Below are 22,170 nucleotides of genomic sequence, written 5' to 3'. Positions count from 1 at the left end.
GTTATTTTAATGGGTATGCTTTCGCTAATGTGTTAGTTGCGCAACGGCTTGCCTGTCTTGAGCATATGTTCGATCCTGGCAATGGTCTTCTCTTGTTTCAGCAGGTCGACGAAGGTCTTCCGCTCCAGGGCCAGCATGGAATCTTCGCTCATCAGGCTCCCGGTCCGACTCTGCCCCCCGCCGATGGCGAAGGCGATGCGGCTGGCCAGATAGGCGTCATACTCGCTTGCGTAACCGGCATTGGTCATGTTGAGCAGTTCGGCGTTGGCGATGCCGAAGGCCGCTTCGCCCAACACCCGCAACGGCCGTTTCACCGGCGGGGTGTAGCCGTCGTCGGCCATGCGCAGCACTTCCTTTTTCGCCTCGCCGATCAAATGATCGCGGTTGAAGACGACGCGGTCCTTGGGACCAAGGAAGCCCCTGGCACGGGCTTCGGCCGCCGATGTGGAGACCTGGGCCATGGCGATGGCCTGGAAAACGGGAATAAAGAATTTGGTCAATTCGTAATCAGGCACCGATGCCGGAATGTTCTCGATCACCTTGCGCCACAGGGCGTGACAACCGGTGCCGCCGGGCAGCAGGCCGACGCCGACCTCGACCAATCCCATGTAAAGCTCCGAATGGGCCACGATCCGATCCGCGCCCAGGCAGATCTCGCAACCACCGCCCAAGGCCAGGCCGAACGGCGCCGCCACGACCGGATAGCAGCTGTAACGTTCGCGCTGAATCACATCCTGAAGACGCTTGACCGCCTTTTCGATGTCATCGAACAAACCCTGGGCGGCCGCCTCCTTGACCTGGACCAGGTCCGCGCCGGCCGAAAAGGCCCCGGGCATGCCGCCGGCCTGGTTGCCGATGACCATGCCGACGCCGTTGGCATCCACATAGTCGTGCGCTTGTTCCAGGAACTCCGCGATCTGGTCGTTGAGCGCATTCATCTTGGTGTGGAACTCGGCGCAAAAAACGCCGTCGCCCAGATCGATCAACGAGGCCGACGCGTTGCCCAGCACCACGCCCTTGGCCGCTTTGAGCATGGCAAGGGAGATCACGGTGTCGCTGGTGACGATGGGTTTGTAGCTCTTGGTGACAAAGTCGTAGAAGAAGCGTTGTCCCTTTTCGACCTTATAGAAAGAGGTGTTTCCGGCGGCGAGCATCTCCTTGACCTTGGCCGGCACCACCAATCCATCTTTTTCCATGCGTTCGACCACGCGGGCGACGCCGAGCAGGTCCCACACTTCGAACGGCCCGCGATCCATGCCGTAGCCCCAGCGCATGGCGTTGTCGATTTCCACGATGGTGTCGGCAATTTCGGGAATCCGGTTGGCGGCGTAAATCAACCCTTCTGCCGTCACCCGCCAGACGAACCTGGCACCCTTGTCGTCGCCGAACACCATGGCCTGGATCTTCTCTTCATCGGTCTTGGCCTTCTTGGCGGCCGTCAGGCAGGGGAAGTCGGGTTTGTCATACTCTTTGTATTCGAAGGTGTTGAGGTCCAGCACCTTGCGGATCTTTTTCCATTCCGGGGTCAGATCGGTCTTGTAGAACCCGCCCTTGGTCTTGTTGCCCAGCATCTTTTTGTCGAGCATCTTCTGGACGAATTCGGGCAGGACGAACGCGTCGCGGGCTTCGTCATCGGTCACCAGCTCGTAGGTATTTTTGGACACATGGGCGGCAATGTCCAGGCCCACGAGATCGGTGGTCTTGAAAACGCCGGTCTTGGGGCGTCCCATTGCCGGCCCGAACAGCGCGTCGACTTCGGGAATGGTCAGTCCCTCTTCGAGCATGATCTGCATGGTGCGGGTCGAGCCGTGCACACCGATGCGGTTGCCCACGAAATTGGGCGTATCCTTGGCCCAGACAATGCCCTTGCCCAATTTGCGTTCACCAAAATCGGCCATGAATGTCAAGACTTCGGGAAGCGTCTGCTCGCCGGGGATGATCTCCAGCAACTTCATGTAACGCACCGGGTTGAAAAAATGGGTTCCGAGGAAGTGCTGTTTGAAATCATCGCTCAACCCTTCGCTCATGGCCTTAAGGGGGATACCGGAGGTGTTTGAGGAAACGATGGCGCCTTTTTTGCGCACCGGCTCGATGCGCTTGAGAAGCTGTTGTTTGATTTTGAGGTTCTCGACGACCACCTCCACGATCCAGTCGCAATCGGCCAACTTGTCGAAATCATCTTCCGTGTTGCCGATCGAGATCAGATTGATGTCGCTCGGGTGCATCAGGGCCGCCGGCCTGGCCTTCTGAATACCCTGCAAACCGGCTGTGACGATGCGATTGCGTGCCTTGGGGTCCTTTTTTTCTTCCTCTTTGAGATCGAACGGAACGATATCGAGCAAAAGTGTCTTGATTCCGGCACTGGCCAAAAGGGCCGCAATGCCTCCGCCCATCACACCGGACCCGATGACCGCCGCTTTCCTGATTTTCCTTGTCATGATCCCTCCTAATACCCAAATGCGGTTTGTTCGCCGGTAAGATGCCTTTGATACCCCGGCGTCGTAGGTTATGCACATCAAGAACCACGTGCTGTCCATCCACAGAAGGTATCATGTATGGATGGACACCAATTATGAATGAACGTTCATTCAGTTAGCAGAACAGACAAATCCATGTCAAGGGATAAATGCCATCACACGGCTGTCTCTTTACAATAAAAGGGCTTTATGACATCATGCCGATCACTTATGGGATCATCCCGGACCGACCACCGCAGAGGCGCCCAATCATGACGGATGTAAATGATATCGTATTGATTTATATTGAAGATAAACCCCAGGCGTTTGCCCGCGTCGAAGCCATCGAACCGGATGTGAAACGGGGTTGGTACCATGTCAAGTTGCTGCTGCTCCAAGTTCCGTTGATGGTGGTCACCTGGATCCTCAGAGACGTCTATATCGAGGGCGAAACCTTTACCATGGAGGGCAAGCCCATGCGCCTGGAACGGGTAAAAAGTCCGGAATCGAGGGAAAAACCCGTGGGACAATCCGAAAAGGAGGCCGGGGGTGAAAAAGGCAAGGTGATCTCCCTGGCCGACCTCAAAAAGAAATAGATGCACCGGATCGTTTTATCCGCTTCGCGCCGCACAGATATTCCCGCCTTTTACATGCCCTGGTTCATGGCCCAGATCGAAAAGGGGGTGTTCGAAGTCCCCCATCCATACGGCGCCGCACCGGTGCGGGTACCGGCCGCCGCCGATCAGGTGCACAGCATCGTCTTCTGGTCCAAAAATTTCGACCCCTTTATCGACGGTGAGTATGGACAAGCATTGATCCAAAAAGGATACCATCTCTTCTTCAATTTCACGATCAACTCCCCCCACCCGATCCTGGAACCCGGGGTGCCGCCATTGAGCGACCGGTTGGCCCAGATCGAGCGCCTGGCCGATCTGTTCGGAGCCCGGACCATTCAGTGGCGTTTCGATCCCATCTGCTATTTCATAACCGACGACGGCCGGGAGGGCGATAACCTGGACCGGTTTTTCGACATCGCCGAGCGCGCCGCCGGGGCCGGTGTAAGCATCTGCATCACCAGCTTCGTGGATTTGTATCGCAAGGTCGTCCGGCGCACCTCTGCGTCAGGCCTGAGCCTGTACGACCCGCCGTTGTCCCGCAAGGTCGATCAGATCGTGTCCATGACGGGGCGCCTGGAAAAGCTGGAGATCCAGTTGATGCTCTGCTGTGAAAAAGAGGTGCTGGCCGCCATGCCGACCGGTGTCAACGTGGCGGGTGCGGCGTGCATCCCCAACCACCGCCTGGCCGACCTGTACGGTCCGGACGTGACCCTGAAACACGACACCGGCCAGCGGGTGGCGGCCGGGTGCGGGTGCCGGCATTCCCGGGATATCGGCAGCTACCGATTGCACCCCTGTTATCACGATTGTCTGTTCTGCTATGCCAATCCGGCCAGCGACACGGCCGGCGACCGGCATAAGACACTGCCGGAACCGGACAACGCCAATGGATGACCGAGCCAGAGAGGCGACCGCGGCCATGCCCCGTCCTCTCCGTCCCCGCATCGGCGGCATCGTCCTGGACAACCCCACGATTTTCGCACCCCTGGCCGGAATCTCCCACCTGCCTATGCGCCTGATGGCCAAAGCGGCCGGATGCGCCCTGGTCTGCTCGGAAATGATCAGTGCCATGGGGCTGGTGAAGGGTTCTGAAAAAACGAAGCGCATGCTCGCCAGCCGCCCGGAAGAAAAGCCGCTCTCGGTCCAGATTTTCGGCAGCGATGCGGCCATCATGGCCGAAGCCGCCCGCCAGGCGCAAGCGGCCGGGGCCGACCTGGTGGACATCAACTGCGGCTGTGCGGTCAAAAAAATACTCAAGAGCGGATCGGGCGTGGCATTGATGCGCGATCCAAACGCCACCGCATGACTCCTGCAGGCCGTGCGGGCCGCCATCGATGTACCCCTGACCATCAAGATCCGCAGCGGGTGGGAGCCTTCCGGGGATCAGGCCCTGCTTCTGGCGCAGATCGCCAGGGATTGCGGCGTGGACGCCATCACCGTACACCCCCGAACCGCCCGCCAGGGGTTTTCCGGCCGCGCCGACTGGTCTTTGATCGCCAGGATCAAGGCGGCGACCTCCCTGCCCGTGGTGGGCAACGGCGACATCACGTGCGCCGGGGACGCGGCCCGGATGATCGACGAAACCGGATGCGATGCCGTGATGATCGGCCGCGCCGCCATCGGCGATCCGTTCATCTTCACCCAGACCCGGGCATTACTCGCCGGACGGCCGCCCGCCGCCCCTGCCCTGTGGGAACGCTTCGAAGTGATGATCCGCTACGTGGAATCCACGGTGGCATGCTTCGGCGAAGCGTGGGCCTGCTTCATGCTTCGCAGCCAACTCGGCTGGTTCGCCAGAGGATTGCCCGGTGCCAGGGAATTTCGCCATGCCATCCGCCGGATCGAAAGCCGGGCACAGGCCATGCAAATCATCGCCGATTTTCAAAGCGAAGTCTTGTCGTCCGAAAATTTCTGAACTGTGGCTATTCTCATTGAATGTGATTCACCCTGAAGAGCATCCTTTCCAAAAGGTGTTTGATAAAAAATTCGCATGGCAACGGACATGGCAGGCGTGGGTGGGGCAGGTGGCCAGGGCCACATACGCCTGTGGTCAATAGTGCCGGTTGAATGCAAACGGCGGACAAGCGGCCCAGACTGTTTGAGCGCAGCGAGTTTCTGGGCCGCCCGCCGTGCATTTTACTGGCACTTGACCGCTTGGCGTGTGGCATCGGCCACCTGTTCCACCCACGCCGGGTTTAATGAACAGCATTCAATTAGAACCAATGTTTTGATAAAAGAAGTATTGCCAGGTATGAATAGATATGATATCAGGCCGACACACATCTCGCACAATAGAATCGTACGCTGTTCATTTCTTACGCTTGATTCTGCCTCATATTGTGCCTTGTAGAATTCAGCACGCCGATGACAAATCGACACCTGCAGGTGCTCGTTCCGGTCGCTGACGACATCACGCCGTTCTAAAGTACTTCAGATACTTCATCCGGTCTGACGTTGAGTATCCAACACCCGAGGAATAAAAATGGACATCCGGAATTCAGCCCAGAGTATTCTATTCATCGATGACGAAGAAGGGGTTCGCCGCTCGGTGCAACGCGCCCTGAAGCGCGAACCCTACCACATCTACACGGCCGGCGACGGACGCGAAGGCATCGGGGTGGTCGAGAATCATGTGGAAGAGATCGTGACGGTGGTCTCGGATTTCAAAATGCCGGGCATCGACGGCCTGGAGACCCTGAAGATCATCGGGGGCATCAATCCTGAGATCACCCGCATCATCCTGACCGGCTATGCCACCATGGAGGCGGCCATCGAAGCGACCAACTGCGGCATCGACGGCTTCCTGACCAAACCCTTCGATAACGTGGAGCTGCGCGCCAAGATCCGCGACATCTGGGTTCGCAAGCACCTGCGCCAGTTCGTCTCCGAGCAGATCTACGAAGAGATCAACAGGTCCCCTCTTTCGCTGACCCCCCGTCTCCAGGATGTCACCATTTTATTCTCGGACATCCGGAACTTCACGGCCATGTCCCAGCACGTGTCGCCGGAAGCACTGGTCGAATTTCTCAACGGCGACTACTTCACCCCCCTGGGCGACATCGCCTACCAGCATCAAGGTACCTTGGACAAACATATCGGAGACAGCATGATGGTCGTTTTCGGTGCGCCGGTGGCCCGGCCGGACGACGCCCGTCGGGCCGTGAGTACGGCCATCGACATGCAGCGCAAGGCCGCCGAAATCGATGGGAAGTATATCGGCCATCCCCATCTGCGCCTGCAGACCGGGATCGGCATCGCCAGCGGAAAAGTCTTTTCGGGCATCATGGGATCCATGCGCAAAAAGGAGTTCACCTGCGTGGGCATGGCCGTCAACATCGCCGCCCGCTTGCAGGGGCTGGCCCGTAGCGGCGAAATTTTGGTGGATGCCGCCACGGCCGCGCAACTGGATGGAACCAACGACATCGAGGCACTGCCCGATACCGCTGTCAAAGGCCTGGACCGACCGATCCGGGTCTTCCGCATCGGCCACGGCCTGACCAGAACAAATTCAACTCAATAGGGCTATGGTTTCGGCGATCTCTTTTTCAGATACCGATTGCCGCAACTGCTCCATGCGCGTCATGACTTCCGCGAAACGGATGCCTTCGGCGGCGCTGATCCACTCCAGTTGCAGACGATCAGTTCGCAGGCCGCGCTTTTCCATCTTCTTGCGCACCCGTTCGACCCGCTTGACCGTCCAATGGTTGGCGTCGATGTAATGACAATCGCCGATGTGGCAGCCGCTCACCAGGACCACCGGCACCCCTTTTTTGAATGCGTACCAGATGAAATCCTCGTCGACCCGCCCCGAGCACATGGTGCGGATCAGGCGCGCGTTGGGCGGATACTGCAACCTGGACACGCCGGCGTAATCGGCCCCGGCGTAAGAGCACCAGTTGCAGGCAAAGGTGAGAATTTTATCCGCCGGCCGGTCGTCGAGCAGGGCGTCGATCTGGTCGTAGATCTGGCGGTCGGTAAAGTGATTCATGACGATGGCCCCGAAGGGGCACTCGGCCGCACAGGTCCCACAGCCGGTGCAGGCGGCAGTGGCGATCTTGGCCGGAATCTTCTTCTTGGGATCCACGGTAATGGCGTTGTACGGACACACTTCGGCACATTTGCCGCACGCCTTGCACTGCTCGGTGATCACTTCCGAAGTAATGGCCTCGGCGCGGATCTGGCTGGATTGCATGAGGCGGATGGCCCGCGCCGCGGCCGCCGAAGCCTGAGTAACACTCTCCTTGATATCTTTTGGCCCTTCGGCGCATCCGGCGTAGAAAACGCCGCGCGTGGCGGCATCCACCGGCTGCAGCTTGGGGTGCGCCTCGAGGAAAAAGCCGTCCGGCGAGAGCTGAAGCCCCATCATCTCCTGAAGCCTGTGGGTTCCGGCGGCCGGTTCGATGCCCACGGCCAGCACCAGCATATCCAGGTCGTAGAAATCCAGGGACGACCCGGCCGTGTTTTCCACGGCCACGCGCAGCCGCCCGTCGGACAGTTCTTCCACATGTCCGGGCAGTCCGCGAACGTAGTGCACCCCCGCCCGCCGGCTGCGGGTGTACAGGTCCTCGAAACCTTTGCCGAAGGCACGGATATCGATGTAGAATACCTTGATGTCCATGTCCGGGTAGTGCTCCTTGAGTACCAGGGTGCTCTTGATTGTATTCATGCAGCAGATGTTGGAACAGTATGATTTGCCGCGGCGGGCCGACCGCGACCCCACGCATTGTATGAAGGCCACCGATCGCGGCCGTTTGCGATCCGAGGGCCGCACCAGGTGGCCTTGGGTGGGGCCGCCGGCATTGACCAGGCGCTCGAACTCCAGGCTGGTCAGCACGTTTTCAAAGCGCGTGTAGCCGTATTCATCCAGCGCCCGCGGGTCATGGGGTGTCAGACCGGTGGCCACCACGATGGTCCCCACGCGCTCGGCGATGGTCTCGTCGGACATGTGAAAATCGATACACTTCTTCTCGCAGGCGTCCAGGCATTTGCTGCACACCACCGGGTTGTTGCCCAGACACTCGCCGGGATTGAGGACATAGGCCGACGGTACGGCCTGGGGAAACGGCGAGTAGATGGCATGGCGCGACGATAGACCCATGTTGAACTCGTCCGGCCGCACCACCGGGCACACCTTGGCACATTCACCGCACGCGGTGCAGGCCTTTTCGTCCACGTAGCGGGCCTTTTTGACGATTTTCACCTCGAAACTGCCCACGTTGCCCTTGACGTCCACCACTTCGCTCAGCGTGTGGATCTTGATCCGGGGATGCCGACCGGCATCCGTCATCTTGGGACCGAGAATTCAGATCGAGCAATCCATGGTGGGGAAGGTCTTGTCCAGTTGGGCCATCACGCCGCCGATGGACGGTTGGCGTTCGACCATCACCACCTCGTATCCGTTGTCGGCCATGTCCAGGGCCGCCTGGATACCGGCCACGCCGCCGCCGATCACCAGCGCCCTCTGGGTCATGGGCAGCATGGGGTCGGTCAGCGATTGAAGCCTTCGGGCCCGGGCCACCGCCATCTTGACCAGATCGTGGGCCTTGGCCGTGGCGGCCTCGGGGGTCTTCATGTGCACCCAGCTGCACTGCTCGCGCAGATTGGCCATCTCCAGGAGATAGGGGTTGAGGCCGGCGGCGATCAGCATCTGCCGGAAGGTGGGCTCGTGCAATCGGGGCGAACAGGATCCCACCACGATGCGATTCAGCCCGTGGGTGGCGATGTCCTCGCGGATTTCGCGCTGTCCCGGCTCGCTGCAGGCATACCCGATGCCTTTGGCCACCACCACATCGGGCAGATTGACCATGGCCTCGGCCACCCCGTCGCAATCTACGGTCTGGGCGATGTTCATGCCGCAGTGGCAGACATACACCCCGATGCGCACCTCACTGTCAGCGGACGGCAGCACGCCTGGCACAGATAAAACAGTCGATGTTGTCATGATCATTTCCTATTTTAGAAATTCGGCAGAATACCTGAATCTTCCCTCATTCATACCGTTCTGCCTTGCTGCTCTGCCACATCCCTGCTTTCATACTTTCGTACTTTCATACTTTCCTACTTTTTTTCATGCCCAATAAATCGACCTGGCGATGGCACTCACCAGATCCATCGTCTCCACTTTCAGGTCGTCGCCGCGCAGCACGTCCTCCATGGCACAGCGCAGGTGGATCTGGCATTTCGGGCAGGCCGTGATCAGGTTGGTGGTACCGCTTTGACACACCCGTTGCAGACGCTGGACCTGGAAGTGTTTGCTGAAGGCATCACAACCGATCCAGGCGCTGTTGCCGCAGCACGGCGTCGGCGCCCCGTCGTCGTCCAGCGCATCGGTGGTATCCGCGCACAGATGTTTGAGCAATTTTCGGGGCAAATCGGCCTGGCCATCGAAACGGCTCTGGCGGCAGGCATCCTGAAAGGCCATGCGGCCCTGGGGGGCCTTGAACGCCACGGCTCCCTTGCCGATCTCCCGTTCCAGGAAAGCGTGCATGTGGGTCACCTTCACCGACAATTCGATGCCGTAACGCGCGTATTCGGTGCCGAGGGTGTGACAGCATTCGGGACAAGCCGTGATGATCTCTTCGGCGCCGGTTGCCGCGATGGCGTCGGCATTGATCCGGGCCAGGCGAAGAAAATTCTCGCGGTCGCCGGACCAGAGCAGATCGTGCCCGCAGCACCGCTCGTCGCTCATCAGGGCCGGTTCCACATCGAAGAAGTTGAGCAGCCTGAGGCTGTCTTCGACGATGCGTTCGGTCTGTACGGCGAGGAATTTATGAAAGAAGATGTCGAAGTAGGACGCGCAGCCGCCGAAGAACAGCACCCGGCTCTTCGGGTTTGTGCGAATGCTCTCCGGCAGGTGCGTCCAGCGCCTCGGCACCAGGGGTTCGGAGGTCATGGCGCGCATCATGCTCTGGAAAAAACCGCCGTGGGCCGGAGCGGCCGATACGTCGCGCTCGTGATAATAGGCGCGCATGTCCTTGATGAATTCCGGGAAATTGACGGCCGAAGGACAGCGCTCGTAGCAGACGCCGCAAGTTAAACAGGCGTTCACCGACTCCCGCACGTCGGGCCGGTCGGCATGCCCGGCGATGATCTCGGCGGCCACATAACGCGGCGAGAAAGGCTTTCCGGCCAGGGCCAGAGAGCAGGCCGACGTGCATTTGCCGCAGTCCTGACAGGCAAACACATCGTGCCGGGCCACGATGGCCTCGACCGTCTCCGGTTCGCTTGTAAACCGATCCCGGCCCGCCTGAGTCCGAACCGGGCTTTTCCCCAGTTCGCGTATGCGGGCCGCAAACGCCTTGAGAAAGGCCAGAAGATCATCCGCGGCATCGGGCTGAAAATTGCCCAGTTGCACCCTTTCGCCGTCCAACCCGATCAGGTCCAGGATCCGGCGCGTATCCTCGGTGTTCTCGGCGGCCGTCTCGGTTCCCGTGCCGTACCGGCAGGCCCCGGGCGCGCAGCCCACCAGGATGACACCGTCGGCCCCCATTTCAAACGGCTTGAACAGCAATGCCTTGCTGATTCGGCCGCTGCATGGGATGCGGACCATCTTGATCTCCGGGGGAATATCCGCCCGCTGGTCCTGCAGGCGCTGAAAGGCTGCGTGGGGCCCCCAGCTGCACAAAAACAAAACGATTTTAAACTCGGTCGGCATGCATCAACTCCTGCTGCTGGAGACCAGCAACTCTTCCAGGGTCTGCTCCAGGTAGACCTGATCGCGAAAAGGACTATCGGCCGCGTTGGATGGGCAGACCGATATGCAGTTACCGCAGCCCTTGCACAGGGCCTCGTCCACCACTGCGGTGAATCCGATATCGCCGTTGGGCTTGAGGTTGACCGCCTGATAGGGACATGCCTTCAGACAGCGGCCGCAGCCGCGGCAGAGGGCGGCATCGATCACCACCGAAAAGCCCCGGCTCTGACGCGGTCCCCGGGGCATGGCCGCCGCCGTGAGAACCGCCGCCGCTTCGCCCTTGGTCCGCTTGGAAATCTGGATCCCGGGCGGATCGGCGAGAAAAAGCCCCGATATGGAGGTGCCGCAGGGGTACATGTAGGGGATACCCGGCAAACCGGCTTTTTGCATGCCGGCCTGCACCTTCATGCCGGGAAGGTCGGCATGGGGACGATAAATGGCGATGCTGCGGGATTTTTCTCCCAATATGACGCCGCCCACGGTGAAGGTGCGCGGGGCGTCGCCAAACATGGCATGGATCTGGAAATTTCCGATGGTGCCACTCACCGCATGGGCGGTCGATCCTTCAAAAGCGAAAACGTTCGGATGGTCCGGTGACTCGCCGAGAGGATGACGCGCCGATCCGAACATCAGCACCTCGAAACCGGCCTGGGCCAGGGTCAGCGCCGCATAGCGGGCCGCTTCGGTCTGCCCGATGACCGCGGTGGTAAAATTGTAACTGCGTGCCGGGGCCGGAAAAGGCAGCAGCTTGCGCGCACGGCCGACGCTGCGCGCCATAATGCCTTCGAACAGGCGCACGGCCAGCTCAGCGTCACTCGCCGCGTGCCGGAGGACTTCGCCGCGCAGGTTCAAAGTCTGCACCATGGAACGGCTGATCCCCGTACCTTCGAACAGCCCCCGTTTGAGCCGGCTGCGCTGATCGGTGCAGGCGCTGCAGACGAAATTGAGCGGACAGCAGACGCAAGAGGCCACCACCAGTCGGGTGAGGCCCCGGTCACGGACGCTGTCGACCATGCGCTGAATACCCTCGGGCGTGCAGGCCGAGGCCAGCACTTCGGTGTAAACGACGTCCGGTTGGTCACCCAGTCTTTTCAAACAGGCGTCCATCTCGGGCAGCCAGCCGAGGGAATCGTTGCATCGGCATGCGAAGACGCCGATGCGGACATGGCGGTCCAGGCCGGCATCGGGCGGTGCGAAGGTGATGCCCTGCCCCTTCATGCGCATGCCATTCTGCTGGAGCAGCACCATGGCCCGCGCCGCGGCTGAAAAACCGCGCAGCATCATGGCGTGGACGTCGCTTTTGGCCGCCGGCGGTCCGTAGGCCCGAATCACATCGTCGCCGCGGATACCCGGCGCCAGGTCAGGGTCCGCTACGATCAACACGCCGGCATTCTCCAGGATGGTTTCCATCTGATCGTCATGCCGGATAGCCTGGTTGGCCTCGCAAACCGGCAGGCACGCCAGACACTGGGCGCAGCTGCCGCATTGCAGACAACGACCGGCTTCGGCCTCCGCCAGCCGCTCGTCGAACCCCATGGCCACCTCACTGAAATTGGCCCGGCGTCGGGACGGGGGCAACTCCGGCATGACGGTTCTCGGCTGGAGCGGCAGATCGTCGGGAATCGGATCGAAATCCCGTCCCGTGGGTCGGATGGGATGGATCTGTTTGCAGGCAGTGCCATTGCTTTTCAGGTGCAGCTCCTGGATCACCTGCCGGGCCACCCGGCGGCCGGCGGCCATGGCATGCACGACGGATGTGGCCCCGGCAACGGCATCGCCGGCCGCATAAACACCGGAAAGGCCGCTCTGCCCCGATGCATCGGTCACGAGCAGCCCCCGGTCGCTAATTTGCCAGCCGGCGGTGGCGCCGGTGACGCGGTAGGCACCGCCTTGACCGATGGCCACGAAGGCCCGGTCAAAGGGCTGTTCCACCACCGCACTCTCTGGAACGATCTCGGGCCAGGCGATGCCGTTGGCGTCAGCTGCCCCCGGCCGGGTGGCCCGGATCTGCAACGCTTCGAACCGCCCGTTGCGACCGGCAAAACCCACTACCTGGCAACGATCCTGGATGTCGATTCCCTCCTGGAGGGCTGCCTCGACCTCGTCGCTGTCTGCGGGAATCTCTTCCCGGCCGAACCACGACATGATGGTCACCCGGGCGCCGATGCGGTTGAGCACCCGGGCCAGGTCAAAGGCGGCATTGCCGTCGCCGATAACGGCCACCCGGCCGCCGACGTCGCCGGCCTTCCCGCGATAGTAGCGAGTTAAAAAGGAGAGGCACCCCTGCACCCCCTCGAGAGACTCGCCCTCGACCCCCAGGCGGCGGTCGAGCCACGAGCCGGTGGTGACGATCACGGCCCGGTGGCTTTGGCTCAACTCGACCAGCCCCTCGGGCAAGGTCACCTCGTGACCGGTGACGAAACGCACGCCTTCGGCCGCGATGGCGGCCAGCTCGGCGTCCAGTATCTCCCGCGGCAGTCGGTGGGGACCGATGCCGTAGCGCAGCAGTCCGCCCGCCTCTTTTTCCCGCTCATAGACCGTCACCGCGCATCCCTGACGGGCCAGATCTGCGGCCGCGGCCAAACCGGCCGGACCGGATCCGACCACGGCGACGGGCGGGCCGTCTCCGTGCCATCTGGCTTCGGGAAGCGTTTCGCTGCGGTCGGCGGCCCGGTCGGCCACGAAACGCTTGATGTCGCGGATGGCCAGGGCGCCGTCTTTTTCGCTGCGCCGGCAGGCGGCCTCGCAGGGATGGGTGCAAACGCGTCCGCAAATGCCGGGCAGCACGTTGTCCTGCCGGATCAGGTCCAGGGCTTCCTGGTAACGCCCGGCCGCGGTCAGGGCCATGTAGCCCTGGACATTGACGCCCAGCGGGCAGTTGGCCTGGCACAAAGGTTCGCGCCGCTTGTCGATGACCACCCGACCCGGCAGGGCCGTCCGGCCTTCCATCTGGATGGGGCGGTGGCCGTCGGGCCCGCATACCGGGCATTGTTCGACGCATCGGCCACAGAGGGTGCAGCGCTCCGCATCCACGTAAGTCGGCTGCAGATCGATCTGTACCCGAAAACCTTGCTGGCTGTGCTTGACCGAACGGACACGGGCCGGCATGGCGCAGCGGATATTGGCATTGCGCAGGATGCGAATCAGGCCGGGACGATGGGCATAATTGAACGGGACCCCGGATTCGAGACGATAGGTCTCGGCGGCCAGCTTCCGATCCAGATCGGCGTCTACATCGACCAGGGTGATGGGAACTCCCAGCTCGCCCAGCTTGTTGGCCGCCGCCACGCCGGCCGGGGTGGCACCGAGAATCACCACGCTGTGCAACCTGTTCTTGGGATGTTTCATGCCACGACTCCTATCCGTCCCGCGGCTTTTTCGCGCCGCCCCTTGAGGGTGGCCTGGGCATACTCCCAGCCGCGTTCAAAGGCCTTGACGTTCTTCTCGATGGTGGCCTTGGGCACCGATTTCTCCACGGTAGCGCGGGCGGCCTCCAATGAAATGGCACCGGTGATGGCCGTGAAAAATCCAACCATGATGATATTGGCCATCATCTTGTTGCCCAACTCTTCGGCGAACCGGGTGCATGGCACGGCGAAATAGTCCCGCCCGCCTTCGGGCTTGACCAGGTCCTGCTCGACGATCAACACACCGTCCTTTTTGAGTGTGGCCGCGTGCTTGTCGTAGCCCGACTGGGAGAGGCACACCAGGATATCGGGGTTCTGAATGTAGGGGAAATAGATCGGTCCATCGGCAATGGTCACCTGGGCACTGCAGGCGCCGCCGCGCGACTCGGGCCCATAGGATTGCACCAGGGTGCTCTCCAGGTGGTCCAGGATGGCGGCCGCCTCGCCCATGATGCGGCCGGCCAGGATCACCCCCTGGCCACCGAAACCGGTTATCGTGATCTGTTTGTACATCGTCAACTCCTCGCTGCGGCGAACCGGATCATAATGCCGGGCGGCAGGTTCGGTCGTAGTTTTCGATACAGGTGGCCCGCTCCTTGTCCACGAATTCACCCAGCACCACCTTCTTGGTGAAATCCACCTCCAGATCGCCGGGATCGGCGTTATTCCGGATAATGGTCTGATCACGGTAGAGCTTGAGGGTTTCGAGGGGCTTTTCCCGGTTGCGCCGTCCATAGTTGACCGGGCAGGGCCCCAATACCTCGATAAAGGAAAAACCGCTCTTGGTGATCGCCTTTTTGATGCAATCGGTCAGCTCGCGCGTATGCAGCACGGTCCAGCGGGCCACGTAGGTCGCCCCCGAAGCCCAGGCCAGCAGGGGCAGATTGAACGGGGATTCGGGATTGCCCACCGGGGTGGTGGTGGTGCGCGCCAGATGCGGGGTGGTGGCCGCCACCTGGCCGCCGGTCATGCCGTAGTTGAGGTTGTTGAGGCAGATGACCGTCAGGTCCATGTTGCGCCGGGCGGCATGGATGAAATGGTTACCGCCGATGGCGAACAGATCGCCGTCGCCGCTGAAGACCACCACGTTGAGTTCCGGGTTACCGAGCTTCAGTCCGGTGGCGAATGGAATGGCCCGGCCGTGGGTGGTGTGAAACGAATCGAGCTTCACGTAGCCGGCGGCCCGGCCCGAACAGCCGATTCCCGAAACCATGCAGGTTTTCTGCAGATCGATGCCGCTGGCCTTCATGGCCGTGAGACACGCCGCAAAGGCCGTACCGATGCCGCAGCCCGGGCACCAGATGTGGGGGATACGGTCCGAACGGATCAGGTCCTCGAGGGGATGCTCCGGCGGAGCCATGACAGATGCTTGGGCGGTGGCGGACATCAGAACACCTCCTTTATCTTGGCCAACACCTGGTCCGGCGAGATGATGGTACCCCCCGAATGGCCGACCAGGTGACAGGGCGCCCTGCCGGCGGCGGCGCGCAGCACTTCCAGGTGAATCTGCCCCAGGTTCACTTCGACGGTCACGAATCCCTTGACCCTTTCGGCCAACCGCTGAATAAGATCTTCGGCAAAGGGCCAGACCGTGATCAGCCGCAGCAGGCCGACCTTGAGGCCCTGGACCCGCGCCTGCTGCATGGCGGCCATGCTGGTGCGGGCCGAAATGCCATAGGACACCAGCACGATGTCGGCGTCATCCAGGCCATGCGCCTCGGTCATGATGATGTCGTCGCGGTTGCCCAGGATCTTGCGCTTGATGCGCGCCATCATCTCCTCTTGGGCCTCCACCGACATCACGGGATAGCCCTTTTCGTCGTGGGTCAATCCGGTGACGTGGACATTGTAGCCATCGCCGGCCGCCGGCATGGGCGCCACACCGTTCGCGTCGGGCTTGAAGAGCAGGAAACGATCCTTGCGACCCTTGGGTTTGGGCCGCCATTCGGTCGTGATCTGATCGGCCGGCGGGATAATCACCTTCTCGCTCATGTGGCCGATCATCTCATCGGTCATGATGAACACCGGTGTGCGGTAGCGCTCGCTCAGGTTGAACGCGGTGATGGTCTGATAGAAAATCTCCTGGGCCGAACAGGGGGCCAGGGCGATGATCTCGTAGTCGCCGTGGGAACCCCAGCGCGCCTGCATCATGTCGGCCTGGGCCCCCATGGTGGGAAGGCCGGTGGAGGGCCCACCGCGCTGCACATTGACCACCACGCAGGGGGTTTCGGTGCAGACGCCCAGCCCGATGTTTTCCATCATCAGGCTGAAACCCGGCCCCGATGTGGCGGTCATGCTCTTGCATCCCGACCAGGCCGCGCCGAGCACCGATGCCATGGCCGCGATCTCGTCCTCCATCTGGATGAAGGTGCCGCCCACATCGGGCAGCCGGCCGGACATGTGTTCGGCGATCTCCGTGGCCGGTGTGATCGGGTAGCCGCCGAAAAATCGGCAACCGGCCGCCATGGCGCCTTCGGCACAGGCCACGTCGCCCGTCATGTAATGCTCTCCGGTAAGTACAGCTGGTTTCATAGGTCTCTCGTCATTGCGTACAAAAAGTATTTACAAAGCCGCCCAAAACCGATGCGTTTCGCTTCGCCCCCGCCTGGCCGCCGCATTGAACCGGTTAAAGGCCTGCCTCGATTTCGGAGGCGGAGCGCTGGCTCATGCTCGGCGCATATTGGGGAAGCAAGGGGCTATCCGGTCCGTCCGTCGACGGCTTCGACGGCCACCGAAAAGATGGCGAATTCCGGACAGATGATTTCACAGTAATGGCAATTGACACACCCCTCCGGTTGCACGAGTTCCGGCGGATGGTAGCCCTTTTTATTGAACCGTTCGGAAAATGCCAGAACGTTGCGCGGGCAAAATTCGATACAATACCCACAGCCTTTGCAGCGATCCTCGATGATGTGAACCACGCCTTGCGATACGTTGATGCTTCCCGCATCCAGAGGCACGCGCCAAAAATCCATTTTCCACTCCCGTACCGGCGACACGCTGGCTGGTGTTGTTCTGCTATGAAAGGAAACCAAGCACTCGGGGGATCACTCGGACTCGTGCTTGGAGGCACCAAAGGGTGCCGAAACCAGACAAGCCTCTATATAGGATCCAAGAGCAGACATCAAGGCGGGAAATTTCATTTTGGCACTTTATTTGAGAGACCCCTCACTTTTTGCAAGGAGTTTCTCAAACAAGGATGTCGAATCCGCATTGACCGGGTCACGAAATTTACGAAGGGAGGTCCGGGGCTCCTAAGTGCGCCCTCCCCTGCGTTTGATCTCTTCGACCAGAATCAGTTCGCCCAGCTTGCCCGGCCGGCAGAGCACGGCCCGACCCTTGTTGATGCGGGCCATTTCGCGGGTAAATTCCAACAAGACCGGACTGTCGTCCAGCATGAAGGTGTCGATGTGCATGCCCTGGGCCGTGACGCGCCGCACTTCGGCCAGGGTCGCCATGCAGGCGTTGCGGCTCAGGCCGTTGATCGTCTCTGGAAACTCCACATGCAGCTCGTCATGGACATAGTAGGCGGTCGGCTGGCCATCGGTGATGACCAGCACGCGGTTGTTGCGGTTGCCGCTGCGCTTGATCAGCTGCATGGCCAGTTGGAGGGCCCCCTGCAGATTGGTGAAGGGCCGGTAGGCATCCCATACCGCCATGGCGAGCTCGCGCCCCTTGAGCTCCACCGCTTCCGTAGAAAAACCGATGGTGTGCACCTTGTCCTTGGGAAACCGGGAACGAATGTAGTGATCCAGCGCCAGGGCCACCTTCTTTGCGGCCTCGAATCGGCCGTCGCGCGACATGGACCAGGAAAGATCGAGCAACACCACGGTGGTCGTGGTCACCAGCTGCTCCCGTTCGCGCACGAAAAACCCGTCGGGGTCCAGTGCGATGGCCCCTGCCGGTGTCGCGCCCCGCGGTATGGATTGTAAAAGGGTTCGGGTCAAATCCAGGTCAAATCGATCACCATATCGATAGGCATGGGAGGAATCGGGAAGCAGATCCCCGGTTTGGGGGGCATGGCCCTGATGCTCTCCCCGCCGATCCTTCTGAATAGGGTAAAATAATCGACCGAAGGCACTTTCGCCCAATCGTCGCAAGCCTCTCGGTGTCATCTCCAGTCGTCCGCCCGCTCCCTGCACCAGCCCTTCCCCGGAGAGGGTGGGGGGCAGCTGCAGCAAGATGTTGAAGGAGGTCTGGGCATCGTCACCGAGCATTCGCCGCAGTTGTTCGGGATCGATCGCTTCGAGCCGGCCGCTCAAGAGCTTCCGCTGGAGCCGGTCCAATTCCTGGAATTGCCGCATGAGTGCCAGGGCCTTATCGAAATCCAGTTCCTGCTCCCCGTAAAAGCGATCGGCATATTCGCTGTAAAAGTCATAGAGGTCGCGAATATCCTGCCGTCTCGTTTGCCAGGCATCGTGCATTCGCCTGCTCTCATCGTCAATAAAATCGAAGGCTTTCAAGCTGTGCAGCTTTTCCAGGAGGCCGGGCGGCAGCGAATCATAGGAGGGCGGGGGCTTGGCGTCGATCTCTCTCCTCTTCATTGCTTCGTTCTGGAGAAGAAACCTGAAATCTTCCATGGGCTGTTCGAAAATCTTCTCCAGAGTGTAGGTCGAAAACAGATCGTCCTTTTGCTCCTCCAGGGCCGCGACCATCTCTTCGAGCCCCATGACCCGGAAGTCCATGCCCGCCAGGGGAAACCCCTCCCAAAGCATCTGTGCCAGCGACGTGCCGGGCGACATGCCCTTCATGATGTTTTCCATGAAGTGGTCGATCATCTCTTTCCTGCGATGGTCGAACGGTGGCTGGGTGCCGTCCCAGCGGCTGTAACGCCAAAACTTCATTTGTAACGCACTCCGTTTTCCAGGGCTTCACGATTGAGCTTGTTGGACAGGTGAAGTCCTTCCAACACGAATTCGAGGGCCGCGGCGACCCGCGGGGCGCTGTCGAGGCCGGTCAGCCGCTCGACGGCCGCCTGCATCCCCGGGATGAATTTCAAGCCGTCGAGATAGGCGTCCGACGGCTGAAAGCGGGATATCTCCACGCTCATGCCCTTTTCGAAGGCGTCGATGATCCCGGTCAATCCTTCCAACTGAAAATAGCCGTCGAACACGTTCTTGATCGCCCGCCGGGCCAGATCCGCCACGATATCGTCACCGCTGCCGTCCGGCACCTGATATTCCAGCTCGATCTTTCCGGAAATGGCGGGAAAGGTCATGTCGATATCGGTGATCCTGGGTACGGCCAATTTCTCGTCCAACTCCAGGCAACGTCGTACGGCACTGCCCAAGACCGCCTCGTAACTGCGTATGGAGACCCGGCAACTGACGCCCGAATGCTGGTTGATGTCGGAACTGGCGCGCGCTTGAAATGTGATTTCAGCTAGTATCTCCTTCATGAAATCAGGCACTTGGACATCTATGCCGTCGACCGAAAGCCCGCGCGCCTCCTGTGCCATGATCTCGATTTCGTGCTGCCGCTTCCGTGGGTAATGGGTGCGAATCTGGGCATCGAAGCGATCCTTCAACGGGGTGATGATGCGTCCTCGGTTGGTATAGTCTTCCGGATTGGCCGTGGCCACGATGAAAATGTCCAGGGGCAGGCGGACCGGGAATCCCTTGATCTGGAAATCGCTCTCTTCCATGATATTGAAAAAGGCGACCTGGATCTTTTCGGCCAGGTCGGGCAGCTCGTTGATGGCGAAGATCCCTCGATGGGCCCTGGGAACCAGGCCGAAATGGATGGCCGATTCGTCGTCCAGCGTTCGGCCTCTGGCGATTTTGATCGGGTCCACCTCACCGATCAGATCGGCCGTGCTCACGTCCGAGGTGGCCAATTTCTCCACCAGGCGGCGATCCCGGGGAATGTAAGTGATGGGCAGCGCGTCGCCCAACTCGGCCTTGCGCTGACGGCATGCGCTGCAGATGGGATGGAAGGGGTCGTCATGAATGGGGCAGCCCGCCACGGCGGGCATCTCTTCGTCCAAAAAATCGATCATGCGCCGGATCATACGGCTTTTTCCCTGACCCCGTTCACCGAGAAAAATAATGTTGTGTCCGCAGAGGATCGCGTTGATCAAGGCGGGCATCACGGTGTCGTCATAACCGATCATATCCGGAAAGAGGCGCTCCCTGTTTTTGAGTTTACGGATGAGGTTGCCTCGCATCTCCTGGCGGATGTTGGGCAGACGCGGGACGATGTGTTTGAGCTCCCCGAAGGTAGCGGGTTTGTCCTGGGGCATGATGACTCCTTAAATAATGATGGGGCGGCGGGTTGCGACCATTTAGGTGCAACAGCCTATATGAAATGCACCATTTTATATCACAATGGCTGGATGTGACGGAAGGCTCTTTGAATTGATATGTCGAGGATTACATTTTTAGCGCGACGCCGATACGAGGCCAATGGGTCGTTTGTGGACGGACGCTTTCTACTCTGCCGCCGTCGCGATGTCGCCGGGTTTAATATCGGCCGGCGTTTCCATTGTCGCGCGGATCTGGTCCGATTCGATACCCGTAATTCGGATACGGCCCAGTTGGTAGCCGGGCGCAATAAACCTCGCCCCGTCCGGCCCGGTGACGAAGCGGCGGCCTTCATACACGGTCAACCGGTGGCCGACCTTCAAACCCGACGCACCGTCGGCGGCCAGGGTCACCTGTTCGCTTTCAACGGCCGAAACCACGGCCATCCATGGTGCCCCATCGATGGCTTCGGCCGCCTGCTCGCCCAATCGCACAGCATGTTCGACGAGTTCCTCCTCGACGATCTCCAGGCCGTCCTGCAATCCCGCCACGAGGGATTCGTAGGCATTCAGGCTGATCTTGACGGTACTCTCTTCCACCAGGCTGAGCAGTTTGGCCGCCGTAAAGACATCGTAAACATCCAGGGCCGTGACGAGATGAAGGTAGCCGCGCTCCTTGCGGAAGATCCAGGTCCCGGTCTTTTTCAGGGTCGGCTCGATTTGCCATACGCCGGCGTCCATCAGATAGTGATAGCCCTGCATGCGGGCCGCCTTTGCCATATCGAAGATTTGGGCGGGCGTGGAAAAGAGATCCTGGGATTTCAAGGCATCTGCCGACCCTGCGCTGTGAGGCGAAACCGCGACAAAATGGTCGACCTCGTCGTCGATCGTTTCGACCAGAGATTGGAGAAAAAGGGTATCGATCGCCGGGCCGAAGGGGGTAGCCGCGCCATGATTCAATACGACGAAGGCCTTTTTCACATAGGCGCGATGATCCACATCGGTCTCGAAAAAGCTCTTGCGCGACTCGACGCGTTGGTACCGGTCCTTGGCGCAGGCATTCAGGAAACAGAGGGCCAGAAAAGCTAAAAACAACAGAACGAGAGGTTTGCGCATTCTCCCTGATCTCCGATCCACCCTTAGTGTTGATCCATTATTTTTGGTTCGCGGGATACGCGGCCACCACTTCGGTGGTGATGCCCCCTCTGGCCGAAAAGGCACCGTGGACCTCCATCCATCGGGGCTTGAGTGCCCCCGCCAGGTCGTCGAGGATGTGATTCACGACGTGCTCGTAAAATATGCCCACATTACGATATTGCAGCAGATAAAACTTCAGCGATTTGAGTTCGATGATCTTTTCCGAAGGGCAATATTTGATGGTGATGGTGCCGAAATCCGGCAGACCGGTCATGGGACACACGGAAGTGAACTCCGGTTGATGAATGGTCACGGTGATCTCTCGACGCCCTTTGTAAGCATAATCGATGGGTTCGAGCAAATCGGAACGCACCGAGGCGATGGGTTCGATGGCGTAGGGCACCTTGTGCCGGGTCTGGTCTGTCATGAGCCGGTCAACTCCAAAAATGCGATTAGATTTTGAAATTCAAAGAACATAGAGAATTTCGGAATCCCTGTCAAACAGAGATCCAGGGAAGCGGCGGTTCTAACTGAATGCTATTCATTGAACCCGGCGTGGGTGGAACAGGTGGCCGATGCCACACGCCAAGCGGTCAAGTGCCGCTAAGAATGCACGGCG

General features: G+C 60.4%; 16 protein-coding genes and 1 pseudogene. 4 read left to right on the top strand and 13 right to left on the bottom strand.

Going from position 1 to position 22,170, the window contains the following annotated elements; all coding sequences use genetic code 11:
- Window positions 1–32: 32 nt before the first annotated feature.
- Window positions 33–2,438, bottom strand: a complete 2,406-nt coding sequence (locus tag DFT_RS07075) for a 3-hydroxyacyl-CoA dehydrogenase/enoyl-CoA hydratase family protein (RefSeq protein WP_054030526.1) — start codon at window positions 2,436–2,438, stop codon at window positions 33–35.
- A 290-nt stretch (window positions 2,439–2,728) separates the two neighbouring features.
- Here DFT_RS07075 and DFT_RS07070 point away from each other — a divergent pair, with 290 nt between their 5' ends.
- From DFT_RS07070 to DFT_RS07055, 4 genes and pseudogenes are all read left to right on the top strand, one after another.
- Complete coding sequence (locus DFT_RS07070; protein ID WP_054030525.1) at window positions 2,729–3,052, top strand: hypothetical protein; 324 nt, start codon at window positions 2,729–2,731, stop codon at window positions 3,050–3,052.
- On the top strand, window positions 3,053–3,967 hold the full coding sequence (locus DFT_RS07065; RefSeq protein ID WP_054030524.1) for a DUF1848 family protein: 915 nt from the start codon (window positions 3,053–3,055) through the stop codon (window positions 3,965–3,967).
- A pseudogene (dusB, locus tag DFT_RS07060) lies at window positions 3,894–4,988 on the top strand (tRNA dihydrouridine synthase DusB). The gene DFT_RS07065 and the pseudogene dusB overlap by 74 nt, the downstream one beginning before the upstream one ends.
- Before the next feature lie 567 nt (window positions 4,989–5,555).
- Window positions 5,556–6,593 carry an adenylate/guanylate cyclase domain-containing protein gene (locus DFT_RS07055; protein WP_054030523.1) on the top strand — a complete coding sequence of 346 codons (1,038 nt, stop codon included), beginning with the start codon at window positions 5,556–5,558 and terminating at the stop codon, window positions 6,591–6,593.
- On the opposite strand, the gene DFT_RS07050 is transcribed toward DFT_RS07055, so the two are convergent.
- The 12 genes from DFT_RS07050 to queF form a co-directional block, all read right to left on the bottom strand.
- Window positions 6,582–8,360 carry a hydrogenase iron-sulfur subunit gene (locus DFT_RS07050; RefSeq protein ID WP_054030522.1) on the bottom strand — a complete coding sequence of 593 codons (1,779 nt, stop codon included), beginning with the start codon at window positions 8,358–8,360 and terminating at the stop codon, window positions 6,582–6,584. The two genes, DFT_RS07055 and DFT_RS07050, sit on opposite strands and share 12 nt — an antisense overlap.
- Window positions 8,361–8,375: 15 nt before the next feature.
- On the bottom strand, window positions 8,376–9,014 hold the full coding sequence (locus DFT_RS27520; protein WP_076750642.1) for an FAD-dependent oxidoreductase: 639 nt from the start codon (window positions 9,012–9,014) through the stop codon (window positions 8,376–8,378).
- Window positions 9,015–9,140: 126 nt separating this feature from the next.
- Window positions 9,141–10,727 (bottom strand): hydrogenase iron-sulfur subunit, encoded by a 1,587-nt coding sequence (locus DFT_RS07040; protein ID WP_054030520.1) that lies wholly within the window; start codon window positions 10,725–10,727, stop codon window positions 9,141–9,143.
- 3 nt (window positions 10,728–10,730) lie between these two features.
- On the bottom strand, window positions 10,731–14,114 hold the full coding sequence (locus tag DFT_RS07035) for an FAD-dependent oxidoreductase (RefSeq protein ID WP_054030519.1): 3,384 nt from the start codon (window positions 14,112–14,114) through the stop codon (window positions 10,731–10,733).
- The gene (locus DFT_RS07030) at window positions 14,111–14,686 is read right to left on the bottom strand and encodes a 2-oxoacid:acceptor oxidoreductase family protein (RefSeq protein ID WP_054030518.1); all 576 of its coding nucleotides are present in this window, start codon (window positions 14,684–14,686) and stop codon (window positions 14,111–14,113) included. Before DFT_RS07030 ends, DFT_RS07035 begins: the two co-directional genes overlap by 4 nt.
- Before the next feature lie 28 nt (window positions 14,687–14,714).
- Window positions 14,715–15,560 (bottom strand): 2-oxoacid:ferredoxin oxidoreductase subunit beta, encoded by an 846-nt coding sequence (locus tag DFT_RS07025; protein ID WP_152971890.1) that lies wholly within the window; start codon window positions 15,558–15,560, stop codon window positions 14,715–14,717.
- The gene (locus DFT_RS07020) at window positions 15,560–16,705 is read right to left on the bottom strand and encodes a 2-oxoacid:acceptor oxidoreductase subunit alpha (RefSeq protein ID WP_054030517.1); all 1,146 of its coding nucleotides are present in this window, start codon (window positions 16,703–16,705) and stop codon (window positions 15,560–15,562) included. Before DFT_RS07020 ends, DFT_RS07025 begins: the two co-directional genes overlap by 1 nt.
- Before the next feature lie 164 nt (window positions 16,706–16,869).
- Window positions 16,870–17,148, bottom strand: a complete 279-nt coding sequence (locus tag DFT_RS07015) for a 4Fe-4S dicluster domain-containing protein (RefSeq protein WP_054030516.1) — start codon at window positions 17,146–17,148, stop codon at window positions 16,870–16,872.
- Between the two features lie 279 nt (window positions 17,149–17,427).
- Window positions 17,428–19,017: a VWA domain-containing protein gene (locus DFT_RS07010; RefSeq protein WP_054030515.1), complete on the bottom strand. Its 1,590-nt coding sequence runs from the start codon at window positions 19,015–19,017 to the stop codon at window positions 17,428–17,430.
- A complete protein-coding gene (locus DFT_RS07005) occupies window positions 19,014–20,414 on the bottom strand; it encodes a magnesium chelatase ATPase subunit I (protein ID WP_054030514.1) in 1,401 nt (466 codons plus the stop codon). Before DFT_RS07005 ends, DFT_RS07010 begins: the two co-directional genes overlap by 4 nt.
- A 189-nt stretch (window positions 20,415–20,603) precedes the next feature.
- The gene (locus tag DFT_RS07000; RefSeq protein WP_054030513.1) at window positions 20,604–21,530 is read right to left on the bottom strand and encodes a hypothetical protein; all 927 of its coding nucleotides are present in this window, start codon (window positions 21,528–21,530) and stop codon (window positions 20,604–20,606) included.
- A gap of 37 nt (window positions 21,531–21,567) precedes the next feature.
- On the bottom strand, window positions 21,568–21,978 hold the full coding sequence (gene queF / locus DFT_RS06995) for a preQ(1) synthase (RefSeq protein ID WP_054030512.1): 411 nt from the start codon (window positions 21,976–21,978) through the stop codon (window positions 21,568–21,570).
- Window positions 21,979–22,170 lie beyond the last annotated feature (192 nt).

The sequence above is a fragment of the Desulfatitalea tepidiphila genome (assembly GCF_001293685.1).
In the GTDB taxonomy this organism is placed as follows: Bacteria; Desulfobacterota; Desulfobacteria; order Desulfobacterales; family Desulfosarcinaceae; genus Desulfatitalea; species Desulfatitalea tepidiphila.
This window is presented reverse-complemented; position numbering and strand designations above follow the sequence as displayed.